Consider the following 16268-nt stretch of genomic DNA (forward strand, 5'->3'; position numbering starts at 1 on the left):
TAGGTTAAATAGAAATGGAAAAGCATTCAAATATTTATAGTAATTTTTACCTTACTGTTAAAAGATTATTTGATATTGCTGCTAGTTTATTTGCGTTACTAATTACGTTGCCACTAACATTGGTGGTATCACTCTGTATTTATTTAGATGATAGAGGTCCCATTTTTTACACACAAGAAAGAATTGGTAAGGATGGAAAACCATTTAGAATCTACAAATTCAGATCAATGTGTCAGAATGCTGATGCTAAGAAAAGAGAATTAACCGAACAAAATGAAGTTAACGGTGCCATGTTTAAGATGAGCAATGACCCTCGAGTCACTAGGGTAGGGTGCTTCATTAGACGCCATAGTATCGATGAATTACCACAATTAATCAACGTGTTATTGGGTAATATGACAGTTGTTGGTCCAAGACCACCTTTGCCAGAAGAAGTCGCTCAATACAGTGAACATGATAAGGAGCGCCTAAAGGTCAAGCCTGGTTGTACCGGTCTATGGCAAGTGAGCGGAAGAAATTCATTAGACTTTGATGAAATGGTAGAGCTAGATATTGATTACATTGAACACGCAAGTCTTTTGTTAGATATGAAGATTTGTTTTAAGACGGTTTGGATTATGATTTATCCAAACGAAGCGTATTAGTAACAGGGAGATTTTATGCCAAGAGAGAAAGAAAAACTGAAAATTATGTATGTTGTAGAGTCACTCGGCGGAGGAGTCCTCTCATACCTACTACTTTTATGCAATGAACTAGCGAAAAAGGGCAATGATATTACATTGCTTTATGGAGTTAGACAACAAACTCCTGATAACTTGAGAGAGCTATTTGATAACAGAGTTAACTTAATCGAAGTAAAGAATTTCCAACGTGCTGTTAGTCCAATTGTCGATTACAGGGCATACTGTGAAGTTAAACAGCAGATATTGGACGTCAAACCAGATGTCGTCCACTTGAATTCATCAAAAGCTGGTGCCATTGGTAGAATGATCAAACTATTCAATTTCCGTAGTTTGAAAAACATCCAATTCTTCTATACACCACATGGTTACTCTTTTTTGATGGGTAATGAATCGCCTTTAAAAAGAAATATATACTACGCCATTGAATCTTTGTTGAGTAAGCTAAATACCACAACAATCGCTTGTGGTAGTGGTGAATATAAGTATGCCAAAAAGATTGATAAGAATTCTAAGTATGTAAATAATTGTGTGGATTTGGATTACATTGATTCATTTGTGAATAGTGATTCTAACACGTTGACGAACGTGTTTTACACAGTTGGTAGAATCAACGAACAAAAGAATCCAAAATTGTTTAATCAAATCGCTTTAAGACACCCTGAATGGCAATTTATTTGGATCGGTGATGGACCAATGAGAGATGAACTATCAGCATCCAATATCAAAGTAACAGGGTGGCTTTCCAATCAAGAAGTGATGAAAAGCATTCAAGAATATGCCAACTTTATTTTGACATCTAAGTGGGAAGGTCTTCCAATCGTGTTATTGGAAGCCATGGCCTTACGAAAAAAATGCTTTGTCACCGATGTTAGTGGTAATTCAGAAGTGATTAATGACACTAATGGTTTTAAATTTAACACCGTTGATGAATTTGACGAGCAATGCGCAAGCATCAAAAGAGATGAAAACTCGTATAAGGGTGTAATGGCACGCAAAGACGTGGAATGTCTATATTCAAAGGATTCCTTCGTACAGGGATACAGCAGAATTTATGAGGGATAGTTTTAAGGAGAACGAAATGATTTCAGTAATTATGTCTACCTATAATCGTGGTCAGAAGATTAGTCGATCAGTTGAATCAATCTTGCAACAAACAGTCAGAGATATCGAATTTATCATTTGTGATGATTGTTCAACCGACGATACCTATGCCACATTACAAAAGATTGCCAAGTCAGATGATCGTGTGAAGTTAATCAGAAACGAGCACAACATGGGACTGCAAAAGTCTTTAAATAGATGTCTTAGCATATCTAATGGTGATTATATCGCTAGAATGGACGATGATGATTTCTCATTGCCAGATCGATTTGAAACTCAATTGAAATTTTTACAAGATAACCTTGAATATAGTTTTGTTGGCTCAAACGCTGATGAAGTGTTTGATGATCATAGCCTAGTCACTGATTTACCAAGTCATCCAGACGAATTCGACTTGATTAAGAGAAATCCCTATGTACATCCATCAATTATGATGCGAGCTTCAGTAATCAAAGCTGTTGGTGGCTATTCTGAAGCTGTTAACCACTTAAGAGTGGAAGATTACGAACTATGGATGCGTCTATACAAGAATGGCTATAAGGGTGCCAACATCAAGAGACCGCTAGTGAAATATAGCAAGTCATTTACTAACACTAGATTTTTAGATCGCAAGAATACCATTAGATTAGTGCATCAATATATTTATGACTTTAACTTACCAATTTACTATGAATATATTAATGTACTAACAGCCGCCAAGTTATTGGTGCCAGCTAAATTGAAGAGATTAATAAGACTTATATAGTAAGAGGGATTTGATTAAGAAATGAGACAAGCAATTCTTGTTATGAATAATGGTGGATTTGATACTTTACAACAAACAATCAATCTACTTGATGATAAAGATATCGATTTTTATATTTACGCTAAAAACAACGGTAGTTTAACCGCCAAGAACTCCAAGTTAACCTTTGTGGGATGCAATAAGAAGGTACATGCTCAAACTTTTGCTGAATTAGCAGAAGAAAAATTACTAATTCAACAAGCTTTGAAGGGTGATTATGAATACTTTCATTTAATTTCATCCAATGATTTTCCATTGATGACCAAACAATACTTCAAGGATTACTTCGCAAGTAAACCGGTTAAATTAGGGTTTGTAGAATTCTCCGATTCTCAAGATCAACATTCATTGGCTTTCTACTACCCATTTAACAACTTTAACTATCGAAGAGTATGGACTGCTTTCCCGTTCGTTAAAGTATGCATGTTATTAAACCACTTGTTTGGTGTTGAAAGAATTGCTAGTGAAGATGTCGTAAAGGGATGTCCTTACTTCTCACTACCAAGAGAATATGTAACCGAACTAGATGAACAAAAGGTTGATAACTATCGTCATACCATTAATCCAAAGAACTTCTTTGCGCAAACCGCATTGAAGAACTTAAAGACTAACAATCCTGAATACACAATGAATTCTAATCGATTTAACTTGATGAAAGCTTACGGTGATTCAGCTAGATACGCTAACTATGTAAAAACTAAAAAGATTAATTGGTTCGATGAAAATGCTTATCAATTCTCTGATGAAGACAGAGACGAACTAGGCAAAGTTGTTAATTCAGACTATGCCTTTGCGCACAATGTAACCGACGGTGACGACTTAGCGTCATTATTGAAAGATTAAGATTGGGAGGAAACTATGAAACACGCAGTTATGATTATGGGATACGGAGACGGCAAGATTGTTCAAAACACCATCGATGTATTAGATGATCCAGAAATTGATTTTTTTATCCATTGGGATAAGAAATTTGATATTCCAGAATTTAAGAGTGTTCACTCTCAAATCTACTTTATTAAAAATCGCCGCAAGGTTTATTGGGGTACAGATACCCAAACAATGGTTGAACGTATGATGTTAGAACAAGTCTACAATACTCATCGTTACGATTATGTCCACCTAATTTCATCAAACGACATGCCATTAATGACCCCAGATTACTTCAAGTCATACTTTGAAAAGAAACCATATGCAATTGGTTTTCTAGATTATATCGACAGACAAATTTATAACCGTGCCAAGTACTATTACCCAATTAGATACATGAAACTAAAGACCGGTGTTAGATTCTACATGATTATTAAGAATCTTGAATACATCAATACAATCCTAGGTGTTGATAGATTGAAGCACAAGATATTGGAAAAGGGATGTAACTGGTTCTCAATGGACATTAAATACGTCAAAAGAGTGCTTGATTTCAAGGACTTCAAGATGTTTAAGAACACATTTACTGGTGATGAATTCTTTATTCAAACCATCTTGCGTGATTTGAAGCCAAAAGGTCTTACTGAAAAGTATGATTACTATTCTGATGATTACAGAATGACTCGATCAAGTGCGATGGCTAGCCGTTATATCGATTGGCTTAATGGTCATGGTAAACCATATGTCTTTACTACTGATGACGTTGATCGTCTAAAGAAAGTCGTTAATACCGAGTATGCATTTGGTAGAAAGATTGATGATGAAGCGGTAATCACAGACACCTTTAAAGACTACTTAGCTAATAAAGGAGAATAAACGTGGGTACGATAGACATAATAAAACAACGATTATATCTTTTTTCGTATATAGTTTTAATGGCTACATCAATGCTATATATGTACAGTGAATTTAATAGTGTTGATCAACTTCCAGAACCTGGATATGTAAAAATGATTTGGTGGGCTGGAATTGCCATTTTTATTGTTTTGCAAGCCACGCTTTTATTGTTAAACATCAACGATCGACTCAAAATGAGTTGCCTAATCATTTTAGCTGGTTTGTTTTTGCTTGATATGATTGGTTTTAAATCGATTAATCTTCAGATTATTTGCCTGTCATTTTTAATCATGAATAGTGAATCGGTCAGCTTTAAGGAATTTATTAAGGTCGATTTTGTCACCAGACTTGCCTGTATTGCTTCGATTTTAATAATGTTTTTCTGTGGTATTTTTCCCAGTCAATATGATGTATATGTTCCAAGAGGGGACACCATCAGAAGTTCATTAGGATTTAACCATCCTAATTCATTTGGTGGGTACTGCCTATACATTCTGATTTCATTTTTACTTTTCTTCTATAGTACGGGACGTCTACAAAACTTAAAGAAAATCAGTAATATATTCTGGTTCTTACTTATGTTTATCACAGGATTCTTTATTGAATTCGTATATGCAGATTCAAGAAGTTCACAAGTAGCATTTATCTTAATGGTGTTACTAATTATTCCGCTTGTATTCAACAAGAATATCAAATCATTTAAGCCATTATTGGGAATTTTCATTCTATTAATTATGACTTTAACCTCGGTCATGGTGGTTTTCTACTATGATCAATTCAGTACCTTTTTCGTGAAGTTAAACGATTTAACTTCCAACCGTTTATTCCTCCAAAATGAGGCTTTTAAGGTATTCGGATTTAATCTATTCAACGTTAGTGATTTTGCGCAGGGAAATCCAATATGGGTAGATAACCAATACGTTTATAACCTGATTTCGACTGGTATTATCGGTTCTCTAATTTATACATATATATACGCAAAGTCATTCGTTAACGCACATAAGGCTAATTGCTATATTTTGTATATCATTTTAATTGCGCTAATCTTCAAGGGTAGCTTTGAATCAACACTAATTGATTACTATGCATTGTTACCAATTATCTGTTCATTCTTCATGGTAAATAAAATTAGCATGAAGCAATAATCGGGTATTATTTTTTCTTTGGGTATATGTTATTATAGACAATTGCTTTAAACAGAGGAGGAATAATTTTGGACGATAATAAACATTGGCGTAAGAATCTTTGGATATTGCTATTTGGTACTTTTCTAACAGGAATTGCCTTTAGTGAAGTTATTCCATTTCAACCGCTATATATTTCTGAATTAGGCGATTTTAGTAAGAGTCAACTTTCACTACTTAGTGGAATTGTGTATGCTTCTTCTTTTATTGTCGTAATTTTTACATCGGCCATGTGGGGACGATTTGCTGATCGTCATGGACGAAAAAGAATGGTGTTACAAACATCATTCGGTTCAGCTGTTACGCTATTCTTAATGGCGTTTTGTACTAATGTTTGGGAACTTCTAATCCTAAAGTGTCTACAAGGATTCTTTGACGGAGTTATCCCTAACTCAATCGCTTTGGTTGCAACTAGTACACCTAGAAATAAGACAGGTTACGCATTAAGTTGGCTATCAACTGGATACACAAGTGGATTCTTAGTTGGACCAATTTTTGGTGGTTTATTAGTACGATTATTGAGTATTCGTGTTTCATTTATGGTAACGGGATTACTATTATTTTCGTTCTTTTTACTAACTTACTTCTTCGTAGAAGAACACTTCAAGCCAGATCCAGCTAAGCTAAAAGAAAAGAAGGAATCGTTTGTTAAAATCATCAAGCGTTTTCCAAACACACACTTTGTTGTGTGGATTTTAATTATCTCAATTGCGCTTCAAATTATGAACAACTCAATTAATCCATTGATTACCTTATACGTTAAGGAGTTAATGAATAACTCTGGAAATGTATCAGTTGTATCAGGGATTGTTGCAGCTATGCCAGGTATTGGGATGGTACTGGTTTCTCCTTGGTTCGGAAGACTAGGGGACAGATATGGTACCAACAAAATCCTAACGCTTGGATTCATCTTGGCAATTCTATTTATTTTTCCTCAAGGATTTGCGCCAACAGTACTATTCTTTGGTGTATTCAGATTCCTAACTGGGGTTTCAAATGCAGCAGTTTTTCCATCTGTACAAACATTGTTGGCAAAAGGAACACCATCAGAATCTACAGGGATGGCATTTAGTCTAAACCAAGGTGCTCAAGCTGTTGGTATTTGTATTGGTTCATTAATGGGAAGTATTATTTCATCTATCTGGGATTACAATGTGGTCTTCTACGTTAGTGCCTTAGTGGTATTAGTCACATTTATCCTAGTTAAGATTAAAGTACCGGAATTGAGAGATTCAAACGCAGAATAAGTATTTTTCATTAAGAATGTAGGTGTAAAAGGATAAATGAATAAGGGATTTGTTAAAAATATAATCAATCTAATGATCAGTAACTTAATATCACTGATGATTAGTGTCTTATCATCATTTATTACGCCTGTTATCTTGGGCCATGATGGATATGGTTACTATAAAATATTCTCACTATATACGACGTACGTACCATTGCTTCACATCGGTTTTATCGATGGGATTTTAATTCGAAATGCTGGTAAAAGACTAGAGGATATCTCGTTTAAGAAGTTTAGAACTTATACGTTGTTCTTGTTAATATTTGAGTTATTCTTAAGTATTGTGATGAGTATCATTGCATGCTTAATCAATATCCCGCAAATTAATCGGGAAATCATTATTGCGATTGCTATATATTCATTCTTATTGAACGCACTAACATACTTTCAGTTCTTCTCTAAGTGTATTATGCGATTCAGTGAATTGGCATCTATCGCAAGACTTCAATCATTTATCAATCTATTCTTTTTACTATTAGCTTTGTACCTATATAAATTTACAGCTTTCAATGTAAACGTTACTTACTACATGTTTTACATGAACTTTGCTGTGTTTATATTACTTTGCTACTATCTCGTCAGATATAAGAAAATTATATTGGGTGAACGAAAAACGATGGCTAGCCAATTTAAAAATATCCGGGTATTTTTCAGAGTTGGTTTCGCAATTATGATATCGTATCAAATTACGATGGTGATGGTTAACGCTGATAATCAATTTATCTCAATGTTTTTTAAGGTTAGTGAATACGGTAAGTATGCATTTGCTTACTCATTAGCTGCCTTGTTATTAACAGTGTTTAATGCCGTTTCTTCGGTAATGTTACCGTACATGAAAAAGGCGGGGAAATCAGCGGTTGTATCTAATCATGATTCCAACATGGCAGTCATGAACGCAATTGTCTTTTTCGTCATTGCTTCATACTATCCAATCGCTTGGATCGTTAACAACTTTATTGCTAGTTATAGTGAATCTGTTCAATATTTAAGTATCGTCTTTCCGGGAGTCGGGATTACCTGTATTGTGCAGTCTTATATATTCAATGACTACATCATGGCGAAGAAAATTAAGGACTTCTGCTATATCTCATTAGCCAACTTAGTATTTGATTTTGCTGTTTACTACATTGGATTTAGATTGAGTCATAGTACGCTTAAGATTGCGCTATTATCAATTCCATTATTAATGATATGGTATCTAACACTCGAATGGTTTATGAACGCGGAATCTGGAGTGAAGTTCATTAAGAATTTCTATTACTTGATGATCATGGCTTTTGCATTCATTGTCATTAGCCACATCAGTAATATCTGGATTAGCCTGATGGCATACGTCATTACGTATGTTGCTGTTACATTAGCTTTTTATTTTAAAACATTTAAAACTATTATCTTAAATTTATAAAGTAGCATTAAAAACTAATCCTAAAATAATCGACGTTTTTTAGGGAATTAATCAACAGATGTTATATTAATTGATGAATAGGTAAGAGAAGATAGATTACTTTATTCCAGGGACTTTGTCCCACGTTTATTAATCCATAATTAAAAAAAGAGACCTCTTCGGAGGTCTCTTTTTATTTAACGTCTACATCGGAAGATAACACGTAAGTATTATCGTTGATTTTGTAGAAGTTTGTTTGTTCATCTTGGACTAACTTGGTAGATGTTAGTTTAGTTCCCTTTTTATAGGTATCCTTTTTCAATGAATCAAGACGAGGGAAACTGTATTGACTGGTTTGATCATTTTTGACAACTAGTTCGTATTTACCATCGTGTTTTTGTTTTGTTACAGCAACGGTTTGGTTAACTGCCTTCAATGTGGAATCAACGTTACTATTCTTGGTAGCAATACTAATAGCAGCGATGATAGCAATGAATAACAAGATAATGACGATTACAATTTTTGAAAATGTACTTTTCATTTTTTTCATTCCTTCTCATGTTTACTTTGCTACTTCATAGTATACAACTTTTACTGATAGAGCAATGAAAAAGTAGGTGCTTTCACTTTATATTAAAAAATAATGAGAATTAATCATTGACTTCTCATTTGTAAGTGTGTATTATTCAAGGTGATCAATCTGTACGAAAGAAGGTTATCCATTTGAAGAACGTATTTTTAATTTCATGTTGTTGTCAAACTGTCGTTAGCACAAATGTGGTAACCTTTTTAATCGTGTAACTCGAGATAGTTTGACAGAAATTAATAAAAATTGAGTTATACGAATAAGAGACCACTGTTTGAGGCTAACATTATTGTTAACCTCGGGCAGTGGTCTTTTTCTTTTGATTGAGCACATATAAACACATAGGAGTGAAAAATATGAAAAAGTTATTAGTAGCATCAGCAATGACGGCGTTAGCAGGGGTAACGCTAGCAGCATGTGGTAATAATTCAGGTAGCAACGATGCCAAGACACAAACATTGAATTTAGCAGCCACATCACAATTAAGTACCTTAGATATTTCAACATCTACCGGTTATGGATCAACTGGAAATGCGTTTAGTAGTTTTTACAAACTTGGTGATGATGGGAAACCAACACTAGATTTAGCACAAAGTGCTAAGACTAGTAAGGATGGTAAGACATGGACCTTTAAGCTAAGGGATGCAAAGTGGAGCAACGGCAAGGACATTACCGCCAATGATTTCGTATATTCATGGCGTCGTACTGTCAAACCAGCAACTAAGGCCGAATACTCATACCTATTTAACGATGTTGAAAATGGTGAAGCTATTACTAACGGTAAGATGAGTCCTGATAAGTTAGGAATTAAGGCGCTTAACAAACATACAGTTCAAATTAAGTTAACTAAACCAATCGCATACTTCAAGACCTTGATGGCATATCCTTTATTTGGACCACAAGATCAAGCTACTGTTAAGAAGTATGGTGACAAGTATGGAACTAACGCTAAGTACATGGTTTACTCTGGACCATTCTCAATTGAGGGATGGAACGGAACCAATGATACTTGGTCATATGTAAAGAACAATAACTACTGGGATGCCAAGGATATCAAACTAAAGAAGATTAACTACACCGTTGTAGCTAACCCAACTACTAGTTTGAACCTTTACAACCAAGGTAAGATTGACGTGACTGCATTATCATCAGAACAATTAAAGAACTTCAAGAATAATTCAGAATTGCATGATTACTCATACTCAATGACTACATTCTTACGTTACAACTTTAATGATCCTGACGAACAAAACAGAAAGATTATCAATAACAAAAACATTCGTAAGGCGATTTCTTTAGCAATCGATAGAGATCAATTAAATGAAAGTATTCTAGGTTTTAACACCAAGAAGATTACTGGATTCGTTCCTTATGGTCTAGCTAATGATCCGAAGACTGGCAAGGATTTCGCTGACCAACAAGGTGACAAGAACTCATTAGCCTACAACAAGAAGTTAGCTAAGCAATATTACGAAAAGGGATTAAAGGAATTAGGCATCAAGAACGTGTCATTATCACTAATGGCATCAACTGACGATTCCAACACTCCAGTTGCGACTCAATACTTGAAGGCTCAACTTGAATCAGTTCTTCCTGGTTTCACTCTAAACCTAAGAACAATCCCTGGTAAGTTAGCAAACGATAACCTAACCAAGGGTAACTTTGAAATCTCCCTATCATCATGGGGTGGTGACTTCAAAGATCCAATCACTTTCCTACAAATTCCTGAACAAAACACACCTTACAACTTTGGTAAGTACAACGATACTAAGTTCAACGCACTATTGAAGAAGGCCGGCACTACAGATGCAAATAATGCAAGCAAGCGTTGGCAAGATCTAATCGATGCAAGTAAGGAACTGAACGATGATCAAGGAATTTCTCCACTATATCAAGTAAGAACTTACTACTTACAAAAGAGCTACGTAAAAGATGTTATTCACAACACTGCTGGTCCTCAATGGAACTATACGAAAACTTTTATTAAAAAATAATTAAAAAGTGTTGACTTTTCTAATTGAGCTCTTATAATAAGGGTCAATTAGATAAATAAATAGCGATTATAAGAACAACTAATCAGAATCGTTTCAAGAGAGTGCTGGGTTGATGTGACAGCATAACGAAGCTGATCAAAAGTTATCATTCTTTAGTTAGCCCACTGAAACAACAGTAAGTGGCGCCGGTAGCAACCGTTAAGTTGACAGCGTATCGATTTTTATCCGTACGTAGAGGATAGTCTTTTTAGACTATTAAATTAAAGGTGGTAACACGCGGAAGCGTCCTTAGACCCATATTAAGTATGGGTTTGAGGACGCTTTTTTTATTTATCAATCTGGATTAGGAAAGGAAGTGGTGACAATGCAATTACCGATTAGTGAATTAGATGATGGACAGATTAATATTTTATTTTGGATTGCAGCGTCACCAGATAAGGTACGCTGCTAGAAAAGGAGCGTATTATTATGACAACTACAACATTAGAATTAACCGCAACCGAAGAAAGATTAGCAAACGCATTATTTGAAGCATACAAGACCAAGAAGCCATTGAAGATGGATGAATGGGAAGACATGGTGTCTGACGAAGAGGCATCATATAGAGTTCAAAGAAGATTAATGGAGCTAAAAAATGAGGAGCTGGGAGGATACAAAGTCAGTTTGACCAGTAAGCAAACCCAAGACATGTTCGATTCAAATGAACCATTATACGGAGCTCAAGTTAAATCACACTTTGTTCAATCACCGGTATCATTATCACTGAACAGTGAACTAATGGATCCACTGGCGGAAGTAGAGCTGGTCTTTAAGGCCAAAGAGCCATTATTACCAACAGATAGCCTAGAGGACTTGGCCAATAAGACCACTGTAGCCTCAGGAGTCGAGGTTCCAGACTCAAGATTTTCTGACTGGTTCCCATCACTGTCTAAATACATGGTCATGTCAGACGCCGCGGTCGGCGGATACGTAGTCTACGGAGAGGAATTCGATACCAACAGTTTCTCACTGGAAAACCTAGAGAACGTGACAACTACTCTAACCCATGACGGTAAAGAGGTGGCGACTGGAACTTCATCAGAAGTGCTAAGTAATCCACTGAATGCTCTTCAATGGCTAGTCAAAAAACTAGATGAACAAGATCTAAGACTAGAGGCAGGTCAAAGGGTATCATCAGGAACATTCCTGTTACCTCCACACCTAACCAAAGGAAAGTGGCGAGCAACCTTTAACCAAGGCTTTAGCGATGTAAACCTAGACGTTAAATAAAAAATAAAAGCACCATCAGTTCTGTTTGTGTTTAATTGAACTGACGGCGCTTTTTTTATTTATAAAAGATACTTATAAAGTGGAACTTAACAAAAATATAATTAAGCTTAAAATTTATTAGTAAATAGTTAATTATAGATTATAATGTAGTTTAAAAGAATATTAAAAATTGATATAATATAATTAATATATTTTTAATAAAGGATTTCTAAGGGGGATTCTATGAATTCAGAAAAAAACAACAGAAAAATACATTTTAAAATGTATAAATCTGGAAAGCAATGGGTTATTGCTGGACTAACTACAGCAGTAGCTGCTGTTGCTATTTATAGTGGAACAACAGTATTTAATGATAGTGTTGTAGCTAAGGCTGACGCAGTAGCTACATCTGCACAAAGTTCTAATGCTGATACTAATCAATCTTCAGCTGCAAGTGCTTCTTCTAATTCTGCAACTCCTAGCAGCACTTCATCAGCTGCAGCTTCAGTAACTGTAGAAACTACATCTAACGCTGATGCTCAAGGCATTCAATCATTACCAGAAGGTGGAAATTATACATCATCAGATAATGGTCAGACTTGGAAATACTCATATCAAAACAATGATGTTAAAGGTCTATATCAAGAAAATAATAACATTCGTTATTTTAGTGAAAATGATGGATCACAAGTAAAAGGAAACATCGTAAATGTAAATAACAAAAACTATTATTTTGATAGTAATAATGGTGATGGCCATTTAATTAAAGACTATTCTGGTGGAAACTATGTTGAACAAAGTCAAGATAAATGGACTTATAAGACATCTGATAATAACCTTGTTAAAGGTATCGCAACTATTGATGGACAAATTAAATATTACGATCCTACTACAGGTATCCAATTAAAAGGTGGAGCTTTTGAGATTGGTGGGGCTGCTTATTACGTTGACCCCGCTCAAGGAAACGTTGTCGGAAGAGTAAATTCAATTATTAACTCTGGAAATTATGTCAATAAGAACAACAATACTACTTTTGTTGATGATAATAACAATACAGTTAAGGGATTGAATGTGGTAAAGGGTAATTTACAATACTTTAACTCAACAACAGGATATCAAGCTAATAGTGAACAAGTTGTTGCTAACGGAGCCACATATTACTTTGATAAATATGGTAACGGAACTTTCTTATTTAATAACACAGGTTCATTTTCAGTAACTGATTTTGCAAAGCACAACGTTGCTAACAGTAATCAACCATCTGATTTTACCAATACTGTAGATGGTTTCTTGACAGCTGAAACATGGTATCGTCCAAAACAAATTTTAGATAATGGTACTAAGTGGCGCAACTCAAATAAAGATGATCTTAGACCTCTTATTACAGTTTGGTGGCCTAACAAAGACGTACAGGTTAATTACTTGAAACTAATGCAAGATAATGGACTATTGGATAATAGTGTTAAATATACTGTATTTTCTGACCAACAAACTTTAAATGAAGCAGCTCAATCAGCTCAAGTTAATATCGAAAAGAGAATCACTCAACAAAAAGCATCATCATGGTTATATGATTTATTATTCAAGGGAGATTCATCTCATCCATCATTTATGAACCAACAATATGTTTGGAGTTTTCAGTCAGAGTATCCGGGTCAAGGAGGAGCATTATTACAAAACGGATACCTTAAATATGGTAATAGTTCTTTAACGCCTACAACTAATTCAAAGTATCGTATTGCTAATAATTCGTGTGACTTTTTATTAGCTAATGATGTGGATAATTACAATCCAGCAGTTCAAGCAGAAGATATGAATTGGCTATATTACCTAACTCATTTTGGAACAATTACCGGAAAAAATGATAAGGCTAATTTTGATAGTATTAGGATTGATGCATATGATTTCGTAAGTAACGATGTAATACAAAGAGGTAATAATTTTATTAGGGACCTATATAAGCTTGGTAAAAATGATTTTAATGACAACAAGCATATTTCTATTGTAGAAGCTGGTGTAGATGCCGGAACAGCTTCTACATATGGAGATGAACTCATAGAGTCACCATTTAGAAACCTTGCATACGCTTTATTGCATAAGTCTAGTGATATTCAATCTCTTAAAGGATTAACTGAAGAAACTGATTCAGGAGTATTAGTTGCGGCTCATAAGAACAATTCTAAAGATAGCGGAATTCCTAATTATTCAATTGTTCATGCTCATGATAAAGATATTCAAGAAAGAGTAGGTCAAGCTATTGTTGATTCTACTGGAATTAAAGATTGGACTAATTTCACACCAAAACAACTTACGCAAGGATTAAAAGCATACTATGCTGATCAAAGAAAGACAGTTAAAAAATATAATGATTACAATATGCCAAGTGCATATGCAATTATGTTGACAAATAAGGGCACAGTTCCACGTATTTACTACGGTGATATGTATCAAGATGATGGTCAATTTATGCAAAAGAAGAGTTTCTACTATGATGATATTGTCAAATTGATGACCGCTAGATTGAAATACGTTGCCGGTGGTCAAGCAATGAGCGTTGATTCTAACGGATTCTTGAAGAGTGTTCGTTTTGGTAAAGGCGCAAAGACAGTTAATTCTAAGGGAACAAAAGAAACAAGACACGAAGGTATTGGTTTAATTGTTGGAAATGATGCTAAGAAAGTTCTATCAAATGGACAAAAAGTAACATTGAACATGGGTGCTGCTCATAAGAACCAAAAATATCGTGCATTAATGTTAACAACTAACAAGGGAGTTCAAACATTTGCTTCAGATAAAAATGCTCCTGTAGTTAAGACAGATGGAAATGGTGTTTTAACATTTACTAACAAGGATATTAAAGGTCAAGCTAATACAAGTGTTAGAGGAGTTTTAAATCCTAAGGTTTCTGGATACCTTGCTGTATGGGTACCAGTAGGCGCTAAAGATAACCAAGATGCCCGTACTCAACCATCTAAGAAAAATAGAAATGATGGTAAAGTGCTTCATTCAAATGATGCTTTAGATTCTAATCTAATTTACGAAGGATTCTCCAATTTCCAACCACAACCAAAGAAACGCAGCCAATATGCAAATGTTGTAATTGCCAAAAATGCAAAGCTATTCAAAAAATGGGGAATCACTAGTTTTGAAATGGCTCCACAATATCGTTCAAGTAATGATAAAACTTTTGTTGATTCAACAATCAACAATGGATATGCATTCTCAGATAGATATGACTTAGGTTTCGGTAAGCCAACCAAGTATGGTACTGATAAAGACTTAAGAAAGGCTATTGAATCGCTACATGATCAAGGTATGCAAGTTATGGCTGATGCTGTATTAAATCAACTATATAATCTTCCTGGTAAACAAGTAGTGTCAGCAACTAGAGCTAGTTTAACGGGTGATGACAATGATTTACCATTTGGAAAGCAATTATACGTTGTTAATACAATTGGTGGTGGAAAATATCAAGCACAATATGGCGGAAAATTCGTTCAACAATTAAAGAAAAAATATCCCGATATTTTTAAGGCTAATAAGTATAAATATTATTATAAGAACTATAAGTCTGATGGATCACCTTATTTAGTTTTAAAGAGTGGTAATATGTCAGCTATTCCATCTAACCAGCCTATAACTGAATGGTCAGCTAAATACATGAACGGTACTAATGTTCTAGGTCGAGGTATGGGTTATGTATTGAAGGATTGGAATACAGGAACATACTTTAAGTTGAACGGACTAAAGACAGTTCTTCCTTCTGAACTAACAGATAAGAGTAGTTGGGTTAATGAAGTTTCTACATCTTCAAAAGATGTATATAATAAGTCTGTTTCAAATTTAAAAGACGCTAAAAAGAAATTATCTGCAAAGAAATCAAAAGAAAATACACAACTATATAACAATGCTCTAAACTCTTATTACAAAGCAGAAAAAGAATACTTGAGCAGTGCTAAACTTTACAATAAAAAGTACTACTATGATTTTGATAAATTACCTTCAAAAGTTAAAGTAGCTAAGGTCACTTACTCATATAAATCAACTGATTTCAGCAAAGATAATAGGATTAAAAAGCTTAAAAAAGGAACTGTTTTAAATGTTAAGGGATTAGTTCTTAACGGAAAAGTTACAAGAATTAATATTGGTAACGGTAAGTTTGTAACCGCATCTAAAGATTTCATAAAAGCAATTAGATAGAAAATAAAAAAAGACACTTTCGGTGTTGAACTGAACCCCTTGAGTTGGAGAA

The 16268-nt window shown here is 34.5% G+C and carries 12 protein-coding genes; 11 read left to right on the forward strand and 1 reads right to left on the reverse strand.

Features of this window, described 5'->3' with window-relative positions; genetic code table 11:
* The first annotated feature begins 14 nt into the window (after positions 1-14).
* The 8 genes from ACOMA7_RS03100 (at position 15) to ACOMA7_RS03135 (ending at position 8209) form a co-directional block, all read left to right on the forward strand.
* On the forward strand, positions 15-644 hold the full coding sequence (locus ACOMA7_RS03100) for a sugar transferase (RefSeq protein WP_054608474.1): 630 nt from the start codon (positions 15-17) through the stop codon (positions 642-644).
* Positions 645-659: 15 nt separating this feature from the next.
* A complete protein-coding gene (locus tag ACOMA7_RS03105) occupies positions 660-1745 on the forward strand; it encodes a glycosyltransferase (protein ID WP_414827067.1) in 1086 nt (361 codons plus the stop codon).
* Positions 1746-1761: 16 nt separating this feature from the next.
* Positions 1762-2529 carry a glycosyltransferase gene (locus ACOMA7_RS03110; RefSeq protein ID WP_421391903.1) on the forward strand — a complete coding sequence of 256 codons (768 nt, stop codon included), beginning with the start codon at positions 1762-1764 and terminating at the stop codon, positions 2527-2529.
* Between the two features lie 21 nt (positions 2530-2550).
* Positions 2551-3411 carry a hypothetical protein gene (locus tag ACOMA7_RS03115; RefSeq protein WP_421391906.1) on the forward strand — a complete coding sequence of 287 codons (861 nt, stop codon included), beginning with the start codon at positions 2551-2553 and terminating at the stop codon, positions 3409-3411.
* Positions 3412-3426: 15 nt separating this feature from the next.
* Positions 3427-4311 carry a beta-1,6-N-acetylglucosaminyltransferase gene (locus ACOMA7_RS03120; RefSeq protein ID WP_301945332.1) on the forward strand — a complete coding sequence of 295 codons (885 nt, stop codon included), beginning with the start codon at positions 3427-3429 and terminating at the stop codon, positions 4309-4311.
* Positions 4312-4370: 59 nt separating this feature from the next.
* On the forward strand, positions 4371-5477 hold the full coding sequence (locus tag ACOMA7_RS03125) for an O-antigen ligase family protein (protein WP_421391909.1): 1107 nt from the start codon (positions 4371-4373) through the stop codon (positions 5475-5477).
* Positions 5478-5545: 68 nt separating this feature from the next.
* Positions 5546-6763 carry an MFS transporter gene (locus ACOMA7_RS03130; protein WP_421391912.1) on the forward strand — a complete coding sequence of 406 codons (1218 nt, stop codon included), beginning with the start codon at positions 5546-5548 and terminating at the stop codon, positions 6761-6763.
* A gap of 36 nt (positions 6764-6799) precedes the next feature.
* Positions 6800-8209: an oligosaccharide flippase family protein gene (locus ACOMA7_RS03135; protein WP_414827061.1), complete on the forward strand. Its 1410-nt coding sequence runs from the start codon at positions 6800-6802 to the stop codon at positions 8207-8209.
* A gap of 172 nt (positions 8210-8381) precedes the next feature.
* Here ACOMA7_RS03135 and ACOMA7_RS03140 read toward each other — a convergent pair whose 3' ends face one another.
* Positions 8382-8729, reverse strand: a complete 348-nt coding sequence (locus ACOMA7_RS03140) for a hypothetical protein (RefSeq protein WP_053792079.1) — start codon at positions 8727-8729, stop codon at positions 8382-8384.
* A 401-nt stretch (positions 8730-9130) separates the two neighbouring features.
* On the opposite strand from ACOMA7_RS03140, the gene ACOMA7_RS03145 reads away from it, so the two are divergent.
* The 3 genes from ACOMA7_RS03145 (at position 9131) to ACOMA7_RS03155 (ending at position 16216) form a co-directional block, all read left to right on the forward strand.
* The gene (locus ACOMA7_RS03145; RefSeq protein WP_301945335.1) at positions 9131-10768 is read left to right on the forward strand and encodes a peptide ABC transporter substrate-binding protein; all 1638 of its coding nucleotides are present in this window, start codon (positions 9131-9133) and stop codon (positions 10766-10768) included.
* A gap of 468 nt (positions 10769-11236) precedes the next feature.
* Positions 11237-12037 carry a 2-keto-4-pentenoate hydratase gene (locus tag ACOMA7_RS03150; protein ID WP_053796927.1) on the forward strand — a complete coding sequence of 267 codons (801 nt, stop codon included), beginning with the start codon at positions 11237-11239 and terminating at the stop codon, positions 12035-12037.
* A gap of 222 nt (positions 12038-12259) precedes the next feature.
* Positions 12260-16216 (forward strand): glycoside hydrolase family 70 protein, encoded by a 3957-nt coding sequence (locus ACOMA7_RS03155; RefSeq protein ID WP_421391916.1) that lies wholly within the window; start codon positions 12260-12262, stop codon positions 16214-16216.
* Positions 16217-16268: the final 52 nt, after the last annotated feature.

Origin of the sequence: Apilactobacillus intestinapis, from assembly GCF_049166695.1 — a bacterium.
Taxonomy (GTDB): Bacteria; Bacillota; Bacilli; order Lactobacillales; family Lactobacillaceae; genus Apilactobacillus; species Apilactobacillus kunkeei_C.

Excerpts from the sequence above, each read along its gene's own strand:
- ACOMA7_RS03100 (WP_054608474.1), top strand. The coding sequence starts at position 15 with ATGGAAAAGCATTCAAATATTTATAGTAATTTTTACCTTACTGTTAAA.
- ACOMA7_RS03105 (WP_414827067.1), top strand. The coding sequence starts at position 660 with ATGCCAAGAGAGAAAGAAAAACTGAAAATTATGTATGTTGTAGAGTCA.
- ACOMA7_RS03110 (WP_421391903.1), top strand. The coding sequence starts at position 1,762 with ATGATTTCAGTAATTATGTCTACCTATAATCGTGGTCAGAAGATTAGT.
- ACOMA7_RS03115 (WP_421391906.1), top strand. The coding sequence starts at position 2,551 with ATGAGACAAGCAATTCTTGTTATGAATAATGGTGGATTTGATACTTTA.
- ACOMA7_RS03120 (WP_301945332.1), top strand. The coding sequence starts at position 3,427 with ATGAAACACGCAGTTATGATTATGGGATACGGAGACGGCAAGATTGTT.
- ACOMA7_RS03125 (WP_421391909.1), top strand. The coding sequence starts at position 4,371 with ATGGCTACATCAATGCTATATATGTACAGTGAATTTAATAGTGTTGAT.
- ACOMA7_RS03135 (WP_414827061.1), top strand. The coding sequence starts at position 6,800 with ATGAATAAGGGATTTGTTAAAAATATAATCAATCTAATGATCAGTAAC.
- ACOMA7_RS03140 (WP_053792079.1), bottom strand. The coding sequence starts at position 8,729 with ATGAAAAGTACATTTTCAAAAATTGTAATCGTCATTATCTTGTTATTC.
- ACOMA7_RS03145 (WP_301945335.1), top strand. The coding sequence starts at position 9,131 with ATGAAAAAGTTATTAGTAGCATCAGCAATGACGGCGTTAGCAGGGGTA.
- ACOMA7_RS03150 (WP_053796927.1), top strand. The coding sequence starts at position 11,237 with ATGACAACTACAACATTAGAATTAACCGCAACCGAAGAAAGATTAGCA.
- ACOMA7_RS03155 (WP_421391916.1), top strand. The coding sequence starts at position 12,260 with ATGAATTCAGAAAAAAACAACAGAAAAATACATTTTAAAATGTATAAA.